Raw genomic sequence first — 23,202 nt, 5'->3', positions numbered from 1 at the left:
CGGGCATGGCCGATCTGGCCGAGTGGCAGAGCGCCATGCTCACGCACATCCGGCAGGTGCGCAGCACGCAGTCGGGATGGGTCCGCTTCGGCCTGCCGCCCTCCCGTAAGGGCCGTACCGCGATCGTGACCGACTCCTCGGCCTCCATCCCCTCGGAACTGCTGGCGCACCCCTTGGCCAAGGGGCTGCGTCAGGTGCCCATGCCGGTCATGGTGGGCGAGCAGATTCACGCCGAGGGCACGGCGGAGCTGATGCGTGAGCTGCCGTTGGCGCTGGCAGCGGGCACCGCCGTCAAAACCTCCCGGCCCTCACCCGGGTCCTTCAGTGCGGTGTACCAGGAACTGGCGGAGTCCGGCTTCGAGCAGGTCATCTCGATCCACATCTCCGGGCAGCTGTCCGGCACGGTGGAGGCCGCCCGGCTCGCTGGGCGGGACGCGCTGATCCCCGTGACGGTGGTGGACTCCCATCTCACCGGGTTCGCGCTCGGGACCCTGGTGCTGGACGCGGTGATCTCGGCCGGCTTCGGGATGGCGCAGGAGCAACTGCTGGCGGACGTGGACGACGCCACCCAGGAGGCCGGGGTCTTCTTCACCGTGCCCAACCTGGACCAACTGCGGCGCGGCGGACGTATTGGCACTCTGGCCGGACTGCTGGGGACGCTGCTCCACGTGAAGCCGGTGCTGACACTGGACAACGGGATCGTCTCCCTCGTGGACCGCCCGAGAACCTCTGCCCGGGCCACCGAGCGGCTCGTGGAACTGACGCAGGAGTTCGTGTCCGGGTCGGAAGGACGGGGCGAACGGATCACCGTCCACGGGTTCGGCAACGAACCCGCCGCCCACGAGCTCGCCGGACGACTGCAGAGCCTCTCGTCCATGCCGGTGCCGGTCATCCGCCTCCCGGCCGTACTGGCCGCCCACCTCGGCCTGGGCGCCCTGGGGGTCACACTGAACCCGATGGCTCCTGCACAGCACCCCCACTAGCCGCGAGCCGTCCCCATCGTCTGACTCCGCCCCTGCCGATCCCGTCCTCCGGCGGCCAGGGTGGACCCCATGGGACGCCACAATCACGCGCTCAGCGATCCGGACGAGGACGACTGGGAGGAACCACCGCCGCCGGCGCCCCTGTGGCGTACCCGCGTCGTCCGATCGGCGGTGCTGCTCCTGGCTGTCGTCGCCGGGACGTGGTGGGCTGTCGGCTGGCTGACATCACCGGCCGGCCCGGGTGGTCCGGGTGCTCCCGTGGCCGCCTCCGTGGAGCACGGCCCGCCCCGTTCGGCTGACCCCGCTCCTCCCGGGCCGGCAGCGGGTGCTGCCAGTTCGGGCGCCGCGCCACCGGTCCCGGTGGAGGATCGCGCATCGTCTTCCGGAGAGGACGCCGGTCCGGCAGGGACCGAGGAAACCGTCACCGTCCATGTGGCCGGAGAGGTCCAGGACCCCGGACTCGTGGCCTTGCCGGCCGGCGCCCGCGTCGACGATGCCCTGCAGGCCGCCGGCGGTCCGACCGAGGAAGCCGTGCTGGACCTGCTGAACCTGGCCGCCCCCGCTGTGGACGGCAGTCAGATCCTCGTGCCCGGTCCTGAGGGTCTGGCCGGGGGAGCGACAGGGGCTGAAGGGGCCGGCGCTCCTCTCTCCGGAGAGGAGTGGAACGGAGGTTCAGGCGCCGGACCGGAGACTGCGGGAGCCGTCAACCTGAACACGGCGGATGTCGCCGCTCTGGAACAGCTGCCCGGTATCGGACCGGCCCTGGCCGGACGCATCGTCGAGCACCGTGACCACGTGGGGCCGTTCGGCTCCCTGGAGGATCTCGACGCCGTGTCAGGGATCGGTCCGGCCATGATGGAGCGCCTCGACGGCCTGGTCAGCTGGTGACGGTCGAGGCCCGGGGCAGCGTTCCGGCGGCCGTCGACCTCCGTTTGGTCCCCGCCGTGGTGCTGACCCTCGCGGCCTGTCTGGCCATACCGTTGATTCCCTACCAGGCGGCCCTCATGGTGCCGTGGATGCTGGCGATCCTGGCCGTCGGAGCCACAGGCTTGATGATGTGGGCATCAGCTGGTCAGGGCCAGGCTCAGTTTCCGGGTCAAGGGCATAGACCGGAGGAGAGCCCGGCCCGAATCGTGGGCCGTCGACTCCGCGGAACCGCCGCCATCACGGCCCTGGCCGCCATCGCCCTGTGGATCGCGGCCGTCGCCGCCGTCCAGGCCGTGGGCGATCGTACGCCGGTCCGCGATTCGGGCTGGGAGGATGCGGTAGCGGCCGAACGACCGTTGCGGCTGTCAGGCGAAGCTGCTGGGCCGGCGGTCCTGCGTGCCGGGACATTCGGCGACAGCTGGCACCTCACGGTGTCCGTGCAGGCGTTCGGGCATCCGTCCCGTGAGATTCCGGGCGGTGTGGAGGTGGTGGTGTCCGGGGGCAATGAGTGGGAGGGGTTGCAGTCTGGCACGGCCGTCTGTTTCACCGCGTCACCGGAGGCCGAGGGAGCCACGGTGTTCGCCCGGGCCTCCACCGCGCCGCAGACCGGGTCATGCACCACTGACGCCGGGGAGCCCGGCCTGGGCGGAGCGCCTACGGGACGGGACATCGTCCGCGCGGCCGTACACCAGGCGGCTGCCGGAACCGTCGGCGCGGCGCCCCAGTTGTTGCCCGGACTGATCCTGGGTGACCGGTCCGCCCAGGATCCCACGCTGGATGAGTCCATGAAGACGTCCGGGCTCAGCCACCTGAGTGCCGTCAGCGGGGCCAACTGCACGCTCATCGCCGGCGCCGTCACCATGGTGTTGAGGTCGCTGCGGGTCCGCCGCCCGGTCGTCCTCGGCGCGGTCCTCGGGGTACTGGTCGTCTTCGTGATCGTGGTGGGCCTCGAACCGTCGGTGATCCGGGCCGCCGTGATGGGCGCCCTCGGCGCTTGGGCCGTGTTCTTCGGCCGGGGCCGCCAGGCGCTGCCCCTGTTGTGCCTGGCGGCTTGCGTGCTGCTGTGCTGGCAACCGGGGCTCGCCGGGGAACCGGCCTTCCAGCTCTCCCTGGCGGCCACGGCCGGTATCGTGTTGGCGGCCCGGCCTGTGGAGCAATGGCTCACCGCCGTCCTGGGCCGCGTCCTGCCGGGTCCCGTGGCCGGGATCCTGGGCGCCGCCCTCGCCGTGACCGCCACCGCGCAGGTCGCCTGCCAGCCCATCCTCGTCGGGATGACCGGCGAGTTCAGTGCCTACTCGGTGCCGGCCAACCTGCTGGCGGCACCGCTGGTCCCGTTCGTCACCGTGCCCGGCACCTTCGCCGCCGTTCTGGCGGTGCCGTGGCCCGGGCTCGCGGCCGCGGTCTTCTGGGTGGTGGGCTGGCCGGCTGCGGGCATCGGCTGGATCGCCTCCGAGGTCTCCGGCTGGCCGGGGGCCCTCCATACGTGGCCGGAGGGGATCCTGGGTGCAGGCCTGGTGCTGATGCACGTGGCCGCCGCCCTCGCCCTCTTGTGGCTGCTGATGCGGTGGGAACGCAGCCGTCCGGCCCGGGTACGGCGCCTTGGCCTTGACAGCAGGCCACGCCCGGCGCCGCCCGGTCACCTCCGCTGGTCCCTCGCCGCGGCATGGACCACGGTGTGCGCGGCCGCCGGAAGTCAACTCGGCTTGGTCATCGCACCGCCCTCCGGATCCCTGCCGGCCGACTGGTCCCTGGCGGCCTGTGACGTCGGCCAGGGGGACATGCTCGTCCTACGGACGGGGGAGCGTGCCGCCATGGTGGTGGACACGGGGCCGGATCCGGTCGCGGCGACCACCTGCCTGGACGGGATCGGCGTGGACCGGGTGGACGTGTTGGTGCTGTCCCATCTGCACCAGGATCATGCCGGGGCCGCGGTGGACATCGTCGGATGCTGTCATCCCACCGAGGTCTTGTACTCAACCCTGGAGTCGACGCCCGGCCCGGGCGTCCCTGGCGCCCGGCAGCCGGCCACGGGGGAGACGGGCAGGGCCGGCGACCGGCCGGCGTCGGGATACTGGGTGGACTGGACCGTGCTGGCAGCGGACCCGCACGCGGACAATGAGAACGATGCCTCGCTGCAGATGACCGCCACCGTGCACACCCCCGAGGGTCACTACACCGTCCTGTTGACGGGGGACATGGAGGAGGAGGCCAGCCGGGCACTGCTGGGACAGCACGTGCTGCCGGAGTCCGTGGACGTTCTCAAGGTGGCCCACCACGGTGCCCGCAACGGGGGCCTGGACGTGGTGCGCGCCGTGGACCCCGCGCTGTCGGTGGTGCAGGTCGGCCGGGACAACGGTTATGGCCACCCGCATCCCTCCGTCATCGGGGAACTGGAGCGGCACGGGCCGGTGATCCGCACCGACCACCACGGGACCACGGTGGTGTCCCTGCGAGACGGGGCACTGGTACCCACCCTCACCGGTGCCCGGGCATCCGAGTTCTCCCGAACCCGGTCGACGGGCGAGGCCGGATAGGATGGCAACCATGCCCGCACCGAGTCGAAGCCGACGATCCACGAGTTCCGGAGCGGACTGGCGCACCGTGAGTCCTGCCTCGATGATGCTGCTGAAGGGCCCCGAGGATTTCATCGCCGCCCGGGTGGTCGACCGGGTCCGCACGGCACTTCGGGAGCGGGACCCGGGCCTTGAGGTCCATCGCCTGGACGCGGCGGACTACGAGGGTGGCCAGCTCTCCGTCCTGGCCAGTCCATCCCTGTTCGGTGAAGCCAAGATCCTGCAGGTTGAGGGACTCCAGGACATGAATGAGGCGTTCCTGACGGACTGCCTCGACTATGTCAAGAGTCCGGCGGAGGACGTCACGCTGATCCTGCGGCACACCGGAGGCAACCGGGGTAAAAAGCTGCTGGATGCCGCCACCGCCGCCGGTGTTCTCGTGGACTGCCAACCGATCAAGTCCGACGCCGAGAAGTCCGATTTCGTCCAGGGCGAGTTCCGGTCCCGGCGCCGTTCGATCGATCCGGAGGCGGTCCGCTCCCTGCTCGATGCCGCCGGTGGCTCGCTCACGGACCTGGCGGCCGCCTGCAAGCAGCTGGCCGAGGACACGGAGGGCACCGTCACGAGCCAGATCGTGGACCGTTACTACGGCGGCCGCGTGGAGGCCACGGCCTTCCGGGTGGCCGATGCCGCCATCGAGGGGCGAGCCGGGCAGGCTACAGCCCTGTTGCGCCATGCGCTGGCTACGGGGGTGTCCGCGCCGGCCATCACCGGTGCCCTCGCCATGAAGACGCGCCAGATCGCCCGGATCGTGGATGCTCGCGTGGGCCAGGGCCAGATCGCCGGTGTGCTGGGCATGGCCCCGTGGCAGGCCAAACGTGTGACCGAGACCGTCCGGTTCTGGAACCCCGCCACCATTGCGGCCGCGATCGAGTGGGTCGCCCAGGCTGACGCCGAGGCCAAGGGCCTGTCCAAGGACGCCGACTATGCGGTCGAGCGGGCCGTCACCCGGATTGCCCTGACCGCTCGACGGTAGTCCTTAACCACGAAGCCCCCGTCCACCAGGACGGGGGCTTCGGTGCCTCGGCACCCTCAGGGGCCGGGCCAGGTCTGAGAGGCTCAGGCCTCGACAGCGTTCACGCGGTTCACGCGCTTGGCGATACCGGACTTGCGGTTGGCAGCCTGGTTCTTGTGGATGACACCCTTGCTGGCTGCCTTGTCCAGCTTCTTGCTGGCCACGGCGACGGCGGAAGTGGTGGCGGCCTGGTCGCCCGCGGCGACGGCCTTGTCCACGGCGCGGATGGCGGTGCGCAGTTCGGACTTCACCGCGTTGTTACGCAGGCGGGCCTTCTCATTGGTGAGAATGCGCTTCTTCTGGGACTTGATGTTTGCCAAGGAAAGGTCTTTCTGTTGTCTTCTGACGTGGTCGGTGAGGGGTAATCCCGAATCCGGCGACTGAGCGGCGTGGGGATACCTGTTGAGCCGTTCCGGGAGTGCCCGTCGACCTGCGCGGACACACAGCTAGTTAGTCTATCACGACCATCCGTTGCGGTTCCGGAGCCCCCGGGACACGGTCTCGAACACCCGCTGATCCAGCACGCCGCCCTCACGGCGGACGTCGCGAGGATTGACCTGCAGGATCCGGTCCAGCTTGACCTCGGAGTTCCGGCCCTGCGGATCCCACGGGCCCGTACCGATATCAATGTAGTCGGCATCCCGGGACGCGGCGTTGTTGCGGTCCCTGCTCGTCAACTGAGCGGCGAGCAGGTGGCCCCCGTTGCGGCCCACCACGAGGACCGGACGGTCTTTGCCCCGGCCGTCCAGCTCCTCAAAGGGCACCCAGGTCCAGACGATCTCGCCTGGCCCGGCCTCCGGGCCGGGAAGGGGGGAGTAGTCGACCTGCGCCCGGCCGTGGAAATCACCGGGGTAGTCAGAGACGCCGCCCGGGCTGCTGGCCTGGCCGCCGCTGTGCTGGCGGGGCGGGGACGGCCGCTGCACCTGCCGGGCGAGGCGGGCCACCCTCCGTCCGATGGACAGGAGCTGGTTGAAGTTCAAAGCCATGGCCTCAAGGTAGCAACCGACGGTCATGCGGGGCCGCCGTCTCTGCGGAAACGTGGAAGAATGGTGGATTAGCCACCCGCTGGTTCCAGAAGGCTGGCCCGCCCTGTTGTCAGAGTTGAAGGAAGATGCCCGTGTCGCCCATGGCGAGCAACGCCCCCGCGCCCGCCGCCACCGATCCCGCGGTTATCAGGAATTTCTGCATCATCGCGCACATCGACCATGGCAAGTCGACCCTGGCGGACCGCATGCTCCAGTCCACCGGCGTGGTCCAGCCGCGGGACATGAAGGCGCAGTACCTCGACCGGATGGACATCGAGCGCGAGCGTGGCATCACCATCAAGTCGCAGGCCGTGCGCATGCCCTGGAGCCTCGACGGCACGGACTTCACACTCAACATGATCGACACGCCGGGGCACGTGGACTTCACGTACGAGGTGTCCCGGTCCCTCGCGGCCTGCGAGGGCGCCATCCTGCTGGTGGACGCGGCCCAGGGCATCGAGGCGCAGACCCTGGCCAACCTCTACCTGGCCATGGAGAACGACCTGGCCATCATCCCCGTGCTGAACAAGATCGACCTGCCCTCCGCTGATCCTGACCGCTATGCCGCGGAGATCTCGGGACTCATCGGCTGCGAGCCGGAGGACATCCTTCGGGTCTCCGGCAAGACCGGCGTCGGGGTCGAGGAACTGCTCGATCGTGTGGTGGAGGCGATCCCCGCTCCCACGGGCAAGCCTGACGCCCCGGCACGGGCCATGATCTTCGACTCCGTGTATGACACCTACCGGGGCGTGGTCACCTATGTCCGCGTGGTGGACGGCAAGCTGTCCCCGCGGGAGAAGATCAGGATGATGTCCACGGGGGCCACCCACGAACTCCTCGAGATCGGCGTGTCCTCCCCGGAACCCAAGCCCTCCAAGGGGCTGTCCGTCGGCGAGGTGGGCTACCTCATCACTGGTGTCAAGGACGTCCGTCAGTCCAAGGTCGGTGACACGGTGACAGGTGCCGGCAATCCGGCGCAGGAGCAGATCGGCGGCTATGAGGATCCCAAGCCGATGGTGTTCTCCGGGTTGTATCCGATCGACGGTTCCGACTATCCCGTGCTGCGTGACGCCCTGGACAAGCTCAAGCTCAACGACGCCGCGCTGGTGTACGAGCCCGAGACGTCCGTGGCCCTCGGCTTCGGGTTCCGCGTGGGCTTCCTCGGCCTGCTCCACCTGGAGATCATCCGTGAGCGCCTCGAGCGCGAGTTCAACCTGGACCTGATCTCCACCGCTCCGAACGTGGTCTACGAGGTCACCAAGGAGGACAAGACGGTCGTGACGGTGACGAACCCGTCCGAGTTCCCCGAGGGAAAGATCAACGAGGTCGCCGAGCCCATGGCCTCGGCGACGATCATTGTCCCCAGCGAGTTCATCGGCTCGGTCATGGAGCTCTGCCAGGGCAAGCGCGGCCAGATGAAGGGGATGGACTACCTCTCCGAGGAGCGCGTGGAGATCCGCTACTGGATCCCTCTGGCGGAGATCGTCTTCGACTTCTTCGACCTGCTCAAGTCACGCACCAAGGGCTACGCCTCGCTGGACTGGAAGGCCGACGGCGAGCAGACCGCGGACCTGGTCAAGGTGGACATCCTTCTCCAGGGTGAGACCGTGGACGCGTTCAGCTCCATCACCCACAAGGACAACGCCTACGCCTATGGCGTGATGATGACCGGCAAACTCAAGGAGCTGATCCCGCGCCAGCAGTACGAGGTGCCGATCCAGGCCGCCATCGGCTCGCGCATCATCGCCCGAGAGAACATCCGCGCCATCCGCAAGGATGTGCTCTCCAAGTGCTACGGCGGCGACATCTCCCGTAAGCGGAAGCTGCTGGAGAAGCAGAAGGAAGGCAAGAAGCGCATGAAGATGGTCGGCCGCGTGGAGGTCCCGCAGGAGGCCTTCATCGCCGCGCTGTCCTCGGACGGCGCGGGTTCCGAGACCGGCGCCAAGAAGTAGGGCGGGGACGAACACACCTTGCCTTCGATCCTTCCCCTCGGCGATCCCGCGCCCGACGACGGCCGGTTCCCCGCAGCGGTGGGGGACCGGGTGCGGGAGGCGGCCGAGGCCGGCCAGCCGCGCACCTTCAGCCTCTACGTACACGTCCCGTTCTGCTCGGTGCGGTGCGGTTACTGCGACTTCAATACCTATACCGCCGAGGACCTGGGTCCCGGCGCGTCCAGGACGTCCTACGCGGACACCGTGGTCGGTGAGCTGGACTTCGCGGCGCAGGCGCTGGCTGGTTCGGGGGTCCCCCCGCGCACGCTGGAGACCGTCTTCTTCGGCGGAGGCACGCCGACCCTGCTGCCCGCCGTAGACCTGGTCCGGATCCTCGGAAGGGCCCGGGACATCTTCGGGATCACGCCCGGAGCCGAGATCACCTCGGAGGCCAACCCCGACTCCGTGTCCCTTGAGTCGTTGCGGGAGATGGCCGCCGGTGGATTCACCCGGGTCTCCTTCGGCATGCAGTCCGCCGTCCCGCACGTGCTGGCGACGCTGGACCGCACGCACCGGCAGGAGAACGTCCCGGCCGCGGTCGGCTGGGCCCGCGAAGCCGGCCTGGAGGTGTCCTTGGACCTGATCTACGGCACGCCGGGGGAATCCCTGGAGGACTGGCGCACCACCGTCGAGGCCGCACTCGCGCTGGCACCGGACCACATCTCGGCCTATTCGCTGATCGTGGAGGACGGGACCAAGTTCGGGGCCTCCGTGAAGCGGGGGACCGTGGCCGACGTGGATCCGGACGACCAGGCTGACAAGTACCTGTTGGCCGAGCGGCTGTTCGCCGCGGCGGGCTACCGCTGGTACGAGATCTCGAATTGGGCCCATGACCCCGAGGACCGCGGCATCCACCGGGCACGGCACAATGTGGCCTACTGGCGTGATCAGGACTGGTGGGGAGCGGGCCCCGGGGCACACTCCCACCTGGCCGGCGTCCGGTTCTGGAACGCCAAGCATCCGGCGGCCTACGCGCAGCGGTTGGCCACCGGTATCTCGCCTTCCGTCGGCCGAGAGCACCCCGACGCCGAGGCGCGATTCCTCGAGCGCGTCATGCTGGGCGTCCGGCTCTCGGACGGGCTCCCGACGGCGGCCTTGGACGAAGCGCCCGACGGTGGCGCCCAGGCCCGAAGGGAGATCGCCGCCATGATCGGTGAGGGGCTGCTCGATGGACGAGCGGCCCTGGCCGGACGCGTGGTGCCCACCCTGCAGGGGCGGCTGCTGGACGACGCGATCGTGCGCCGGCTGGCCGGGTTCTGACTTGTCCGTCCACAACGAGAGGACATTGCACCTCTGGGTCCCCCAGTGGCAATGTCCTCTGGATGTGGATGAAGTGGACCAGCATCGGACCGGCGGACTACGGGATTGGCTACCGGAGTACTACTGAATCAGGCGGAGGTTCAGCGGGTAGCGGTAGGGGCGGCCCTTGTTGCACTGGATGCCTGCTGCAACGCCGGAGACCGTCATGAACAGCCACAGGAGCATGGCGACGATGCCGAAGATGCCCCCGACGATCGGGATGAGGGCCAGCAGGTTCGCCACGATGGCGAGTGCCGTGGGCGGCAGAGTGAAGTTCAGCGCCTCCTTGGCCTCCTGGGCCGTGAACGGTCCGCGGTGGCGGAACACCAGGTAGATCACCAGGGAGGGGATGCATCCAAGGAAACCGCCGAAGTGCGCGAGGGTGGCCCACTGACGGTCCTCGGCCGGCGTCAGCGGCTCGGCCTGGTCCGGTGACCCCTGCAGCTGCTGGTCTCGCCTGGGGGCGGCGCCGGGGCGCGGGCGGTGCGGACTGCCGGGCTGCTGCTGGGACACGTCCTGGGCCTTTCCGTTCGGAGGTGATGGGTGGCGTTCGGTCGTCAGTGTACCGCCGCATTCCGGGAGTTCCCTGCAGGTCGGTATGCGGTCAGTGCTCGACGGCGGTCAGGAAATCGATGACCTCTTCCACTCTCCCCAGCAGGGTCGGCTCCAGGTCGGCATAGGTCCGCACCTGGGACAGCAGCCTCTTCCAGCCCAGGCCGATGTCCTCCTTGGTCCGGTGTGGCCAGCCGAGGCCGGCGAGGATGCCCGTCTTCCAGTCCTGTCCTCGGGGCACCACCGGCCAGGCGCCGATGCCCAGGACGGCGGGCTTGATGACTTGCCAGACGTCCACATAGGGATGGCCGACGATCAGCACGTTGCCGCGGGCCCCGGGCACCTTCATGGCCTCGGCGGCGATCCTCTCCTCCTTGGAGCCGGTCACGAGGTGGTCCACGAGGATGCCGAGCCGGCGCTGCGGACCGGGCGAGAAGTCCTTGATGGCGCCTGCCAGGTCGTCCACCCCGTGGAGCGGCTCAACGACGATCCCCTCAAGGCGCAGGTCCTCACCCCAGACCTTCTCCACGAGCTCGGCGTCATGCAGGCCTTCGACCCAGATGCGGGAGGCCCGCGCCGTGCGGGCGCGGGCATGGTCCACGCGGACGGAGCCCGACGCCGTCCGGGCCGGCTTCGCGGGGGAGGCACCCGAGGTGCCGCCCGGTGCGGGGGGCACCACCTCGACGGGCTCGCCGTCCACGAGGAAGCCATAACCCAGGGGGAAGGACTTCGTGCGTCCCCGGCGGTCCTCCAGGACGACCAGGTGCACGCCACCGGACTTCTCGACCCGCAGGACGGCACCGGTGAATCCGGTCTCCGTGTCCTCCAGGACGGCGCCCTGGTTCGCGGGGACCTTCTCGACGGTGCGGGCGGTCGGGCGGAAGCCGCCGTCGAGGGTGCCCGGGCCCCAGTTGTTCCATTCCACGGGCATCGACGCTAGCAAGAGGAGTCGGCGTAACCGCGCAGCGGCTCGCGCGGCACGCGGTCGGTACCGGGCTGGCGCACGCGGTTGGTGCGGGGCCGGCGATGGAGGGCCGCGGGTCGACACTCTCAGAGGTCAGGGCAAGTGGTGGTACGTCGATTGGACACAAGGTCTAGACTTGGCACTTCAAAGCGTCGAGTGCTAAGCCGGAAGACAGGCAGGAGGAATCGATGAGCGAACAGCCGCGCCGCATGCAGGTGCTGCAGGCCATCGTGGAGGACTACGTGTCCTCCCGCGAGCCCGTCGGCTCCAAGGCCCTGGTGGACCGCCACCAGTTGGGCGTGTCCTCGGCCACCGTCCGGAATGACATGGCCGCCCTGGAGGAGGAGGGGCTCATCGTGGCCCCGCACACCTCTTCCGGACGCATCCCCACGGACAAGGGCTACCGCATCTTCGTGGACCAGATCTCCGAAGTGAAGCCGCTGTCCGCTGCGGAGAAGCGCGCGGTGCAGACGCTGCTGGATGCCAATGGCGACTTCAACGAGATGATGGCCCGCACCGTGCGGCTGCTCGCACAGCTCACCAACCAGGTGGCCGTGCTGCAGTACCCCCATGTGGACTCCTCCACCATCCGGCACATCGAGTTCGTCTCCCTGGCGCCCCGCCGGGCCCTCGTCGTGGTGATCCTGTCCACCGGACAGGTCGACCAGCGGGCCTTCGGTCTCGAGGTCGAGGCCAACGAGACGTCGCTGACCGTGCTGAAGCAGCAGTTCCTGCGCTATCTGGACGGGCTGACCCCGGTCCAGGCCGCGGAGGGACTTCGGCTCGCGCTGGCCGAGGTGCCGGCGGAGGATCGCGATCTTGCCCTGGCCTTCGCCGTCCAGCTGGACCAGATGTTCGCGGCACGCCGGGAGGACCGAATCATCATGGCCGGCACCGCCAACCTGGCACGCTCGACGGGGGACTTCCCGTTCTCGATCGGCCCCATCCTGGAAGCCCTCGAGGAACAGGTCGTGTTGTTGCGTCTGCTGACCGAGATGGAGCAGGATGTGCGTGGCCTCAGCGTGCGCATCGGCTCCGAGAACACCGGCTCCCTGTCCGAGGCGTCTGTCGTCGCCGCCGGATACGGCCCCGGCTCCGGCGCCAAGCTCGGCGTCGTGGGCCCCACCCGCATGGACTATCCGGGCACCATGACCGCCGTGCGGGCGATCGCCCGGTACTTGTCCCGGATCCTGTCGCAATAGCGGCCAGGACCGACATCCACCACCCCACCACCGGAAGGAACACCGCAGACCGTGGCTGACCATTACGAGGTGCTCGGCATTGGCCGAGACGCCTCCGCCGAGGAGATCAAGCGCGCCTACCGCAAGTTGGCCCGCAAACTCCATCCCGACGTGAACCCGGCTCCCGACGCCTCCGAGGAGTTCAAGAACGTCACGCGTGCCTACGAGGTCCTCTCGGACCAGGAGAAGCGCCGCAACTATGACGCCACGGGCCATGAGAACGGCACCGGCGGCATGGGCGGCGGTTTCGGCGGCGCCGATTTCGGTGGTTTCCAGGACATCTTCGAGACGTTCTTCGGCGGTGGCGGTTCCGGCGGCATGGGCGGTGGCCGGGGCGGTGGTCCCGCCAGCCGTGCGCGGCGGGGACAGGACGCCCTCATCACTGCCAAGCTCGATCTCAGCGATGCGGTCTTCGGCACCGAGAAGACCCTCGAGGTGGACACCGCCGTGGTGTGCCCCACCTGTGACGGCAGCTGCTGCCAGCCCGGCACGCATCCGGAGACCTGCACCATCTGCAACGGCCAGGGCGCCATCCGCCGGCCGGTGCGTTCCATCCTCGGCACCGTCATGGCCGCCGAGACCTGCTCTGCCTGCCAGGGCTTCGGGACCGTCATCCCGGACCCGTGCCGGGAGTGCTCCGGCCAGGGCCGCATCCGTGAGCGCACCTCACTGACCATCAAGATCCCGGCCGGGGTGGCCACGGGGACCCGGATCCAGCTCGCCGGCCGCGGCGAGGCCGGCCCCGGTGGTGGCCCCAATGCCGATCTCTACGTGGAGATCGAGGTGCGTCAGCATGAGGTGTTCGTTCGGGACGGGGACCATCTGCTGGCCACCATGAGCGTCCCGATGGCGGCCGCCGCCCTGGGCACCACGCTCACGCTGGACACCTTCGACGGTGAGAAGGAGGTTCCGGTGAAGGCTGGCACCCAGTCCGGAGAGGTACAGACCCTCAGGGGCCTGGGCGTCGGCCGGTTGCGGGGCTCCGGCCGGGGCGATCTCAAGGTCACCCTGCGGGTGGAGACCCCCACCAAACTCGACGACGAGCAGCGCGCCCTGCTGGAGCAGCTGGCCGGTCTGCGCGGTGAGGACCTGGTGCACGGCACCACAGAGCACCGCGGGTTGTTCTCCAAGTTCCGGGACAACCTCAAGAACCTGTGAGCAACCCCCTCTTCTACGTCGGCGACGGCGATCTGGCCCCCGCCTCCGCGGGGGCCACCGTCGTGGTCTCGGGTGCCGAGGCCCGGCACGCAGCCCAGGTCATGCGGCTGTCGCCGGGGGAGCGCGTGGACGTGGCGGACGGCTCCGGCCGGCGCGTGAGCGGCACCGTGCACTCCGCGGCGCCCGACCGGCTGGAGGTCACCGCCGAGACCGTCCATGACGAGCCGGCACCGAACCCTGAACTCGTGCTCGTGCAGGCCCTCGCCAAGGGCGACCGGGACCTGCTGGCCATCCAGACGGCGACCGAACTGGGCCTCGACGCCGTGCACCCCTGGCAGGCCGAACGTTCCATCGTGCGGTGGAAGGGTGACAAGGCGGCCAAAGCCGTGGCCAAGTGGGAAGCGGCCCTGCGCTCGGCCGCGAAGCAGGCGCGCCGCGTCCGGGTGCCGCGCACGGAGAAGATGCTCGACGGCGTCGGTGTCGCCTCGGTCTGTGGCGCCGGTACCCTTGTGCTCGTCCTGCATGAGGACGCGCAGCAGTCCTTGGGCGAAGTCGTCGCCGAGGCGGGGATGCTGACCGGAGGGGCCGTGGAACGGATCGTGCTGGTGGTCGGCCCCGAGGGTGGCATCAGTCCGGCCGAGACCGCAGCCCTGTCCGAGGCCGGCGGGCGTCCCGTGCTGTTGGGGCGCCATGTTCTCCGGTCCTCCACCGCCGGCCCGGCCGCCGTCGCAGTTCTCCAGCAGCTGCTGGGACGGTTCGGGCCTCGGACGTAGACTGGCCTCGTAGTCCACCTGTCCCACCCCTTGTCCCACCAGCCAGGAGCTGAAGCACCTCCCTTGAGTCTTTCCACGGAACGTGACCACATCACCATCACCTTCGCCTCCGCGGAGACCATGGTGCGGACCTTCGGGCCGCAAGACCTGTTGCTGCGAATCCTCGACGGCCTCTATCCGGATCTGACCGTGTCCGTACGCGGTGAGGACCTGGACGTGGAGGGCCCCGCGCCGGACGTGCAGCAGGCACGCCAAGTGATCGAGGACCTGCACGGCCTAGCCCGGCGCGGCACATCGATCACCCCCGAGGTCATCGAACAAGTGTCCAGCCTGGTGCGGGGTGGTTCCGGTGCCCACGCCTCCGGACTGCTCTCCGCCTCGATCCTCTCCAGCCGGGGGCGCAAAATCCGGCCCAAGACGGCGAACCAGCAGCATTATGTGGAGAGCATCGACCAGAACACCATCACCTTCGGACTCGGTCCCGCCGGCACCGGCAAGACCTACCTGGCCATGGCCAAGGCGGTCCAGGCGTTGCAGGCCAAGGAGGTCAACCGGATCATCCTCACCCGGCCGGCGGTCGAGGCGGGGGAGCGGTTGGGGTACCTGCCGGGCTCCCTGAGCGAGAAGATCGATCCGTACCTGCGGCCGCTCTACGATGCGCTGCATGACATGGTCGAGCCCGAGTCCATCCCGCGGCTCATGGCGGACGGGACGATCGAGGTGGCGCCCCTGGCCTACATGCGCGGGCGCACGCTCAATGATGCGTTCATCATCCTCGACGAGGCTCAGAACACCACGGTCGAGCAGATGAAGATGTTCCTGACCCGTCTCGGCTTCGGCTCTCACATGGTCGTCACCGGCGACACCAGCCAGGTCGACCTCCCGCGGGGGACCAACTCGGGCCTGACCCAGTCCGTCTCCATCCTGGAGGGAGTGGAGGACATCGCCGTCATCCGGCTGCAGTCCGCCGACGTGGTCCGCCACCGCCTCGTGAGTAGGATCGTGGACGCCTACGAGAACGCTGGGGGGCGCACCGATGGCCATTGAGATCGTCAACGAGTCCGGTGCTGAGGTCGACGAGGAGTCCCTGCTCGCGCTGTCCCGTTCCGTCCTGGAAGCGCTGCACGTGCATCCGGGGGCCGAGCTCTCCGTGGTGTGCGTGGACGAGGCCGCCATGGAACAGCTCCACCTGGAGTGGATGGACCTGCCGGACGCCACGGATGTCATGAGCTTCCCCATGGACGAGCTCCGCCCGGGCACGGCCGAGGACCCGAGCCCGGAGGGACTGCTGGGCGACGTGGTCATCTGCCCGCAGGTCGCCGCCGTCCAGGCTGCCCGCGGCGGGCACTCCGCCGCGGACGAGGTCCTGCTGCTGCTGGTCCACGGATTGCTCCACCTGCTCGGCTTCGACCATGAGGAGCCCGAGGAGAAGGACGAGATGTTCGCTCTCCAGCGCCAGCTGCTCGGCGACTTCCTCGGCCGCCCGGCTCCAGATCCCACCGAAGCCTGATGCTCACCTCGCTCGTCCTGGCGGTCCTGCTGGCCGCGTTTCTGTTCCTGTCCTGGATCCTCGGTGTCGCCGAAGCGTCGTTGGGCTACCTGTCCCGCAAGGAGGCCGAGGGGATCGCGATGCGCCGCCCCCGCAGCCCGATCCTCACGGTCATGGCCCGGCTGCCGGAGCACCTGCACGCCCTGCGGTTCTGGCGGCTGTTCGCCGAGACCACCGCCGCGGTGGCCGGCACCCTGTTCATCCACTCCCTCACGGGGACCATCTGGATCACCGCGCTGTTGTCCCTCCTGCTGATGGGACTGGTCGCCCTGTTGCTGACCGTGCTCTCGCCGCGCCAGGTGGGGACCAAGCACGATGTCGCCGCCGCCCAGCGCACCGCAGGCCTCGTCCGCTTCCTCACCGCCCTGCTCGGCTCGCTGCCGGCCCGCGTGGCGGCACCCGGCCCCAGGTCGGAGGACGAGGAGGAGGAGGCCGCCGAGATCGAGGAGCGCCACTTCCGTGAGTTCGTCGCCCGGGCCAACGACGCCGATGTCCTGGAGGATGCCGAGGCCGAGCTCATCCGCTCCGTGTTCGATATGGGTGACACCCTGGTGCGCGCCGTGATGGTGCCGCGCACCGATGTCGTCACCGTGGAGACCGGGACCACCCTGGAGGACGCGATGAACCTGTTCCTGCGCTCCGGCTGCTCCCGCATCCCGCTCATCGGGGACAACGCGGACGAGGTCTTCGGCATGGTCTACCTCAAGGACGTGGCCCGCGCGCTGCATCGCGGCCTGGGGGATGGCGCGGCGGATCCGGCCAGCCCCGTGGACGCTGTGGCCCGGGACGTGCGCTTCGTCCCCGAGTCGAAGCCGGTGTCCGTGCTGTTGCAGGAGCTCCAGCGCGAATCCACCCACATCGCGGTCGTGGTGGATGAGTACGGCGGCACCGCCGGCCTCGTGACGCTCGAGGACCTCATCGAGGAGATCGTCGGCGAGATCTCGGACGAGTACGACCGCCAGGACCGTCCCGAGATCGAACCCCTCGAAGACGGCTCGTTCAGCGTGGACGCCCGCATGGGCATTGACGACTTCGCTGAGCTGTTCGGCATGGACCTGGACGACGAGGAGGACGTGGACACCGTCGGCGGCCTGCTCGCCAAGACGCTGGGCCGCGTCCCCATCCAGGGCTCGCATGTGGCCGTCCAGGGCATCGAGCTGACGGCCGAATCCCTGCAGGGCCGGCGCAACCGCGTCGCGCGCCTGGTGGTGAGGGAGTCTCCGCGGGACGGTGGCCACACCCGACGCCGGCCTGGCACCGACCTGCTGCCAGCCCGCCTGACCGATCGCAACGCCGCCTCGGCATCCACCCCAGCCTCCCGGGAGACCCCATGACGACCCTGTTCGACCCCAGCAACGCCCCGGAGGACTTCCGCGCCGGTTTCGTCTCCCTGGTGGGCCGGCCCAACGCCGGCAAGTCCACTTTGACCAACGCCCTGGTGGGGGAGAAGGTGGCCATCACCTCCTCCAAGCCGCAGACCACCCGGCACACCATCCGCGGGATCGTGCACCGTGACGCCTTCCAGCTGGTCCTCGTGGACACCCCCGGGCTGCACCGTCCCCGGACGTTGCTGGGTCAGCGGCTCAATGACCTCGTCACCCAGACCCTCGGCGAGGTGGACGCGGTCGGATTCTGCATCCCCGCTGACGAGAAGATCGGGCCCGGCGACCGCTACATCGCCAGCCAGCTGGCCCTGCTCAACCGCAAGCCCGTGATCGCCCTGGTGACCAAGACGGACAAGGTGAAGCCGGACGCGATCGCGGCCCAGCTGCTCGCCGTCGCCGCCCTCGGCGACGAGGTGCTCGGGCCGGAGAACCAGGGGGCCGGTTTCGCCGCCGTCGTGCCCGTCTCCGCCGTCCAGGGCCACCAGGTGGAGGACGTGGCGAAGGTCCTGGCCGAAAGGCTGCCGCTGTCCCCGCCGCTCTATCCGGACGGCGAGCTCACGGACGAGCCCGAGCTGACGATGGTGGCCGAGCTCATTCGGGAGGCGGCCCTGGAGGGTGTGCGGGACGAGCTGCCGCACTCGGTGGCAGTGGTGGTCGATGAGATGAACCCACGCGAGGGACGGCCTGCCGACCGTCCGCTGCTGGACATCCACGCCAACGTCTTCGTGGAGCGGGACAGCCAGAAGGCCATCATCATCGGCAAGGGGGGCTCCCGACTCAAGGCCATCGGCTCCCAGGCGCGGGGCTCCATCGAGAAACTCCTCGGGACTGCCGTGTACCTGGACCTCCGGGTGAAGGTGGCCAAGGAATGGCAGCGGGATCCCAAGCAGCTGGGCCGGCTCGGTTTTTGATCCCGTCGGTTCCGGCGGTGCTAGGCTGAAATCATGTTCGACCGACTGGACCTCGCCGGGATCACCCCGGACGCCGTTGAAGGGCTGCTACTACGCCGCCGCAACGGGGCTGAGCCGTCGGTCGTGGCGCCCGCCACGCTCTGACGCACTGGGGGCATCGCACCCTGGCCGGGCCGGAACCCCGTTGCGGAGGTAGCTCCACGGTCCTTCCAGCAGCCAGACCCCTCCGGTGCACGCACCGGGTTTCATGAAAGGCAGGCGTCCAGCCCCATGCGCAACTTCCAGAAGTCCTCCGGGATGAAGTTCCAGAAGTACACCCCCTTCCAGGACCAGATCGAGGTCCATCTGCCGGACCGCACATGGCCGGACCAGGTCATCACCCAGGCACCCCGGTGGTGTGCGGTGGACCTGCGGGACGGCAACCAGGCCCTCATCGATCCCATGGGCCCGGACCGCAAGATGCGGATGTTCGAACTGCTCGTCTCCATGGGCTACAAGGAGATCGAGGTCGGCTTCCCCTCCGCCTCACAGACGGACTTCGATTTCGTCCGTCAGCTGATCACCGAGGACCGCATCCCCGAGGACGTCACCATCCAGGTGCTCACCCAGTCCCGTGAGCACCTCATCGAGCGCACCTACCAGGCGCTCGAAGGCTGCCACCGGGCGATCGTGCACCTGTACAACTCCACCTCGGTACTCCAGCGGCGAGTCGTGTTCCGCGAGGACATGGACGGGATCGTGGACATCGCCACCACCGGCGCCCGCCTGTGCCGGAAGTACGAGGAGCAGATGACGGGCACGGAGATCGTGTACGAGTACTCGCCGGAGTCCTTCACGGGTACCGAGCTGGAGTTCGCCGCCCGCATCTCCAACGCGGTCGGTGAGATCCTCGAGGCCTCCACGGACCGCCAGATGATCCTGAACCTGCCCGCGACCGTGGAGATGGCCACCCCGAACGTCTACGCGGACTCCATCGAATGGATGCACCGCAACCTGGAGAACCGCAGCGGCATCATCCTCTCGCTGCACCCCCACAATGACCGCGGCACGGGCGTGGCCGCTGCCGAGCTGGGCTACATGGCCGGAGCGGACCGCATCGAGGGCTGCCTGTTCGGCAACGGGGAGCGCACGGGCAACGTGGACCTGGTGACCCTGGGCATGAACCTGTACAGCCAGGGGATCGACCCGATGATCGACTTCTCCAACATGGATGAGATCCGCCGCACCGTGGAGTACTGCAACCAGCTCCAGGTGGCCGAGCGCGTGCCCTACGGGGGAGACCTCGTCTTCACCGCCTTCTCCGGCTCCCATCAGGACGCCATCAAGAAGGGCTTCGAGTTCATGGACGCGGATGCCGCGGAGGCCGGCACCGACCGGGACGGCATCCCCTGGGGGGTCCCCTACCTGCCGATCGACCCGCAGGACATCGGCCGTTCCTACGAGGCCGTCATCCGGGTGAACTCCCAGTCCGGTAAGGGCGGCGTGGCCTACCTGCTCAAGAGCGAGCACAACCTCGACCTGCCCCGCCGCGCCCAGATCGAATTCTCGCACGTCATCCAGAACATGGCTGACGCCCAGGGCGGGGAGGTCACCGGTGACCAGCTGTGGCAGGTCTTCCAGGACGAGTACCTGCCGGCCGAGTCTGACGCTGACCACACGTCCCGCTGGGGCCGCTACCGCCTGGGCCTCGTCAGCTCGACGACGGAGGAGGACGGCAGCTTCACCATGACCGCCGAGGCAGAGGTGGACGGCGAGAAGCGAGAACGCACCGTCACCGCCAACGGCCCGATCGCCGCCCTGGTGAAGATTTTCGCCGACGATGGCCTGGACATCCGGGTACTGGACTACTCCGAGCACGCGCTGTCCGAGGGCGGATCGGCGATGGCCGCCGCCTACGTCGAGTGCGCGGTGGGGGATCGGGTGCTCTGGGGTGCCGGCCTGGACTACAACACGACCATGGCCTCGCTGAAGGCGGTCGTCTCCGCCGTCAACCGTGCCCTCCGGGACGATGCGGAACTCGCTCAGGCCGTGACCGGTCCGGGGGCCGGGATGGACGCCAGGGCCTAGTGTCCGGTTCGGGTGGACGCTCGACGGGGCGGGGAGGCGCAGGCTATGCGGCGAACAGCTATCGCACACACGCCCTGGTCCTGCGCACCTACAAACTCGGTGAGGCCGATCGCATCATCGTGGTGCTGACCCCCGGTCACGGCCAGATCCGGGCCGTGGCCAAGGGGGTCCGCCGGACGACATCCAAGTTCGGCGCCACCCTGGAACCCTTCATGCTCTCCCGGCTGCAACTCGTGCACGGTCGGAACCTGGACATCATCACCCAGGCCGAGTCCGTCACCCCCTACGGCCAGTGGATCGCCCAGGACTATGACGCCTACTCCGCCGCCTCCGCCATGGTCGAGACCGCCGAGCGACTGACCGTGAGCGATATCGCGGAGGTGCGCGAGGACGGTGGCGGGGTGGAGGGCCCCAGCCAGTACCGGCTGCTCCACGGGGCACTGGCGGCCCTGGCCCGCGGCACCCATGCCCCGAGGCTGTTGTTGTACTCCTACCTGCTGAGGTCCCTGGCCACCGCCGGCTGGGCCGCCAGCTTCACCACCTGCTCCAGATGCGGAGCCCCCGGTCCCCACCGCTCGGTCAACGTCACCCTCGGCGGCAGCGTCTGCGACGATTGCCGCCCGCCCGGCTCGGCCACGCCGGCCCCGGCCACCGTGGAACTGCTCGCGGCCCTGCAGTCAGGCCGCTGGGAGGTCGCCGACGCCGCACCGGAGCCGGCGCGCCGGGAGGCGGCCGGTATCGTGTCCGGGTACCTCCAGTTCCACCTGGAACGACACCTGAAGTCCCTGTCCGTCATGGACCAGAACCCCTGAACCCGAGGACCGAGCACATGCCCTCCCGCCCCTCTGCCCGCCGGCCTGCCCTTGCCGAACCGTATCCGCACCCGTCGGGGGCCCGGCCGCCGCAGATGGATCCGCGGTTCATCCCCCGCCACGTGGCCATCGTCATGGACGGCAACGGGCGGTGGGCCAATCAGCGCGGCCTGCCCCGCACCGAGGGCCACCGGGCCGGGGAGGCCGCACTGCTGGACGTCATGGCCGGTGCCGTGCAGCTGGGCATCGAGCACGTCTCCGTCTACGCGTTCTCCACCGAGAACTGGAAGCGGTCTCCGGACGAGGTCCGCTTCCTCATGGGCTTCTCCCGGGACGTGCTGCGCCGCCAGCGGGACACCCTCGATTCGTGGGGCGTGCGGATCCGCTGGAACGGCCGCCGGCCCCGGTTGTGGACCTCAGTGATCAAGGAGCTGGAGGCCGCGGAGGAGCAGACCCTCGGCAATACCCGCTGCAACCTGACCATGTGCGTGAACTATGGGTCCCGCGCCGAGATCACCGATGCCGTCAAGGCCGTCGCCCGCGAGGTGGAGGCGGGCCGGCTGACGTCCTCCGGGATCCGCGAGGAGACGATCGCCCGGCACCTGGACGAGCCCGACGTTCCGGACGTGGATCTGTTCCTGCGCACCTCCGGTGAGCAGCGGCTGTCCAACTTCCTGCTCTGGCAGTCGGCGTACGCCGAACTCGTCTTCCTGGACACGCTGTGGCCGGACGTGGACCGCACGACCCTGTGGGACGCCGTCGAGGTCTATGCCCGCCGCGACCGCCGGTATGGGGGAGCGGTGGATCAGGCAGGACCGGCGTAGGCCCCCAGCCAGCGGAACATCTCGCGGGCGGCGTCACGCCGGATGGACTGGGGGGAGGCCATCACGTCATGCAGGGCACCGGCGTGCCGGACGACCGTGACGTGCCGGCCGAGCCGGGTGGCGCGCTGGGCCAGGATCTCCACGTCCAGGACGATGTCCGCGGCCGTCATGTCCTGCCGCCACCCCGCTGCGAAGACCGTGCGGTCCGAGAGCATCACGTAGACGGGCTCCGCCAAGGCGAGCCCGTCGGCGACGGCGGCATGGCCTGTCATCACCGCCTTGAGCCAGCCGCCGGGCACCTCGAAGGCGTACTGCGGACGCCACAACGGGTGCAGGTCCCAATCACCGTCAGCGGCGGAGGACACCGTGCGCCAGTAGTGGTCGACCCGGGGCAGCTTGAGGAAGTTCTTCGGCTGCAGCCGCACCACCGGGTCCAGGACGGCCGCGGCCATGTGGCGGACCAACGCTGAGCCCTGCATCTCCAGCCATGGGCTGTTCAGCACGAGTGCCCGGGCCCGGCCTGGATGCCGTGACGACCACAGGGAGAGGATGAGCCCGCCGGTGGAATGGCCCATCAGCACGGGGGTCTGCGGGTGTTCGCGGCCGATGACCCGCAGGGCCTGGCCGATCTCGTCGTCGTACACCTCGAGGTTGTCCGCCCACCCCGGCGTCTGCCCCGGCCGCAATGAGCGACCATACTTGCGCAGGTCCAGCGCGTAGAACGCGTAGCCATGCTCCTCGAAGTGGCCGGCGAGCGGCGCGTTGTAGAAGTAGTCAGACCAGCCGTGGACGTACAACACCGGAATGCGCGACGCCGGCCGGGCACCGATCGCGTCGGCGTCGCCAAGGGAGTCGCCCGTCTCGAACTGGGGGTCATCCGCCGTCGCGCGGACCGGGGCGCGGGAAGGTGTGCGAGCCGTCCGGACCAAGGTCGCCGCGTTGGGTCCCTCCTCGTCCACCTCGAGGGGGATCGTCAGGCGCTCGAAGCCCTCCAGCAGATCCGGAACCCAGACCCCGGGCGGGGAATCCGCCAGGAGCGTGGCCTCCGTGGAAGGGGAGTAGGGGGTGTCCCCGGCGGGCTGGTCGGTGGCGCTCATATGAACGCCATGCTAGAGCCGAAACGTGGGCCGGACCAGCACCGGAATCGTGGTTC

At 69.3% G+C, this 23,202-nt stretch carries 21 protein-coding genes; 16 read left to right on the top strand and 5 right to left on the bottom strand.

All coding sequences use genetic code 11. From position 1 onward, the window contains the following. Window positions 1-5 precede the first annotated feature (5 nt). The 4 genes from ABD134_RS04870 to holA all read left to right on the top strand — a co-directional run bounded on the left by ABD134_RS04870 (window position 6) and on the right by holA (window position 5,459). On the top strand, window positions 6-983 hold the full coding sequence (locus ABD134_RS04870; protein ID WP_344227176.1) for a DegV family protein: 978 nt from the start codon (window positions 6-8) through the stop codon (window positions 981-983). Between the two features lie 69 nt (window positions 984-1,052). After that, on the top strand, window positions 1,053-1,871 hold the full coding sequence (locus tag ABD134_RS04865; RefSeq protein ID WP_344227174.1) for a ComEA family DNA-binding protein: 819 nt from the start codon (window positions 1,053-1,055) through the stop codon (window positions 1,869-1,871). Further along, the gene (locus ABD134_RS04860; protein WP_344227173.1) at window positions 1,868-4,444 is read left to right on the top strand and encodes a ComEC/Rec2 family competence protein; all 2,577 of its coding nucleotides are present in this window, start codon (window positions 1,868-1,870) and stop codon (window positions 4,442-4,444) included. Before ABD134_RS04865 ends, ABD134_RS04860 begins: the two co-directional genes overlap by 4 nt. A gap of 10 nt (window positions 4,445-4,454) precedes the next feature. Further along, complete coding sequence (gene holA / locus ABD134_RS04855) at window positions 4,455-5,459, top strand: DNA polymerase III subunit delta (protein ID WP_344227172.1); 1,005 nt, start codon at window positions 4,455-4,457, stop codon at window positions 5,457-5,459. Window positions 5,460-5,542: 83 nt separating this feature from the next. Here the strand turns inward: holA and rpsT are convergent, their stop codons facing one another. Further along, entirely contained in the window at window positions 5,543-5,818 is a 276-nt protein-coding gene (rpsT, locus tag ABD134_RS04850) for a 30S ribosomal protein S20 (protein WP_344227171.1), read from the bottom strand. Window positions 5,819-5,956: 138 nt separating this feature from the next. Continuing rightward, window positions 5,957-6,484 (bottom strand): type II toxin-antitoxin system PemK/MazF family toxin, encoded by a 528-nt coding sequence (locus tag ABD134_RS04845; RefSeq protein WP_344227169.1) that lies wholly within the window; start codon window positions 6,482-6,484, stop codon window positions 5,957-5,959. A 131-nt stretch (window positions 6,485-6,615) separates the two neighbouring features. Here ABD134_RS04845 and lepA point away from each other — a divergent pair, with 131 nt between their 5' ends. After that, window positions 6,616-8,475 carry a translation elongation factor 4 gene (gene lepA, locus ABD134_RS04840; protein ID WP_344227167.1) on the top strand — a complete coding sequence of 620 codons (1,860 nt, stop codon included), beginning with the start codon at window positions 6,616-6,618 and terminating at the stop codon, window positions 8,473-8,475. A gap of 18 nt (window positions 8,476-8,493) precedes the next feature. Then, window positions 8,494-9,774 carry a radical SAM family heme chaperone HemW gene (gene hemW / locus ABD134_RS04835; RefSeq protein ID WP_344227164.1) on the top strand — a complete coding sequence of 427 codons (1,281 nt, stop codon included), beginning with the start codon at window positions 8,494-8,496 and terminating at the stop codon, window positions 9,772-9,774. Between the two features lie 120 nt (window positions 9,775-9,894). Here hemW and ABD134_RS04830 read toward each other — a convergent pair whose 3' ends face one another. Next, window positions 9,895-10,326: a DUF4870 domain-containing protein gene (locus ABD134_RS04830; RefSeq protein WP_378108345.1), complete on the bottom strand. Its 432-nt coding sequence runs from the start codon at window positions 10,324-10,326 to the stop codon at window positions 9,895-9,897. Window positions 10,327-10,417: 91 nt separating this feature from the next. Then, window positions 10,418-11,290, bottom strand: coding sequence for a DUF3097 family protein (locus ABD134_RS04825; protein WP_344227162.1), 873 nt, complete (start codon window positions 11,288-11,290; stop codon window positions 10,418-10,420). 227 nt (window positions 11,291-11,517) lie between these two features. Here ABD134_RS04825 and hrcA point away from each other — a divergent pair, with 227 nt between their 5' ends. From hrcA to ABD134_RS04775, 10 genes are all read left to right on the top strand, one after another. Further along, window positions 11,518-12,531 carry a heat-inducible transcriptional repressor HrcA gene (gene hrcA, locus ABD134_RS04820; RefSeq protein WP_344227160.1) on the top strand — a complete coding sequence of 338 codons (1,014 nt, stop codon included), beginning with the start codon at window positions 11,518-11,520 and terminating at the stop codon, window positions 12,529-12,531. Between the two features lie 51 nt (window positions 12,532-12,582). Then, the gene (gene dnaJ, locus ABD134_RS04815; protein ID WP_344227158.1) at window positions 12,583-13,728 is read left to right on the top strand and encodes a molecular chaperone DnaJ; all 1,146 of its coding nucleotides are present in this window, start codon (window positions 12,583-12,585) and stop codon (window positions 13,726-13,728) included. Continuing rightward, window positions 13,725-14,501, top strand: a complete 777-nt coding sequence (locus ABD134_RS04810; protein WP_344227156.1) for a 16S rRNA (uracil(1498)-N(3))-methyltransferase — start codon at window positions 13,725-13,727, stop codon at window positions 14,499-14,501. The genes dnaJ and ABD134_RS04810 overlap by 4 nt, the downstream gene beginning before the upstream one ends. A gap of 18 nt (window positions 14,502-14,519) precedes the next feature. Beyond that, complete coding sequence (locus tag ABD134_RS04805) at window positions 14,520-15,548, top strand: PhoH family protein (protein WP_378108459.1); 1,029 nt, start codon at window positions 14,520-14,522, stop codon at window positions 15,546-15,548. Then, window positions 15,538-16,011, top strand: a complete 474-nt coding sequence (gene ybeY, locus ABD134_RS04800) for an rRNA maturation RNase YbeY (RefSeq protein ID WP_344227154.1) — start codon at window positions 15,538-15,540, stop codon at window positions 16,009-16,011. Before ABD134_RS04805 ends, ybeY begins: the two co-directional genes overlap by 11 nt. Beyond that, window positions 16,011-17,384 (top strand): hemolysin family protein, encoded by a 1,374-nt coding sequence (locus tag ABD134_RS04795; protein WP_344227152.1) that lies wholly within the window; start codon window positions 16,011-16,013, stop codon window positions 17,382-17,384. The genes ybeY and ABD134_RS04795 overlap by 1 nt, the downstream gene beginning before the upstream one ends. Further along, window positions 17,381-18,346, top strand: coding sequence for a GTPase Era (era, locus tag ABD134_RS04790; RefSeq protein ID WP_344227150.1), 966 nt, complete (start codon window positions 17,381-17,383; stop codon window positions 18,344-18,346). Before ABD134_RS04795 ends, era begins: the two co-directional genes overlap by 4 nt. A 270-nt stretch (window positions 18,347-18,616) precedes the next feature. After that, window positions 18,617-20,413 (top strand): 2-isopropylmalate synthase, encoded by a 1,797-nt coding sequence (leuA, locus tag ABD134_RS04785; RefSeq protein ID WP_344227148.1) that lies wholly within the window; start codon window positions 18,617-18,619, stop codon window positions 20,411-20,413. Next, a complete protein-coding gene (recO, locus tag ABD134_RS04780) occupies window positions 20,413-21,225 on the top strand; it encodes a DNA repair protein RecO (RefSeq protein ID WP_344227146.1) in 813 nt (270 codons plus the stop codon). The genes leuA and recO overlap by 1 nt, the downstream gene beginning before the upstream one ends. A 17-nt stretch (window positions 21,226-21,242) precedes the next feature. Further along, a complete protein-coding gene (locus ABD134_RS04775) occupies window positions 21,243-22,049 on the top strand; it encodes an isoprenyl transferase (RefSeq protein ID WP_344227144.1) in 807 nt (268 codons plus the stop codon). On the opposite strand, the gene ABD134_RS04770 is transcribed toward ABD134_RS04775, so the two are convergent. Further along, window positions 22,031-23,146 carry an alpha/beta hydrolase gene (locus ABD134_RS04770; RefSeq protein WP_344227142.1) on the bottom strand — a complete coding sequence of 372 codons (1,116 nt, stop codon included), beginning with the start codon at window positions 23,144-23,146 and terminating at the stop codon, window positions 22,031-22,033. The two genes, ABD134_RS04775 and ABD134_RS04770, sit on opposite strands and share 19 nt — an antisense overlap. Window positions 23,147-23,202: the final 56 nt, after the last annotated feature.

It is taken from the genome of Citricoccus alkalitolerans, from assembly GCF_039528175.1.
Lineage (GTDB): Bacteria > Actinomycetota > Actinomycetes > Actinomycetales > Micrococcaceae > Citricoccus > Citricoccus alkalitolerans.
The sequence above is the reverse complement of the archived record's forward strand: the minus strand, read 5'-3'. Positions and strand labels throughout refer to the sequence as shown.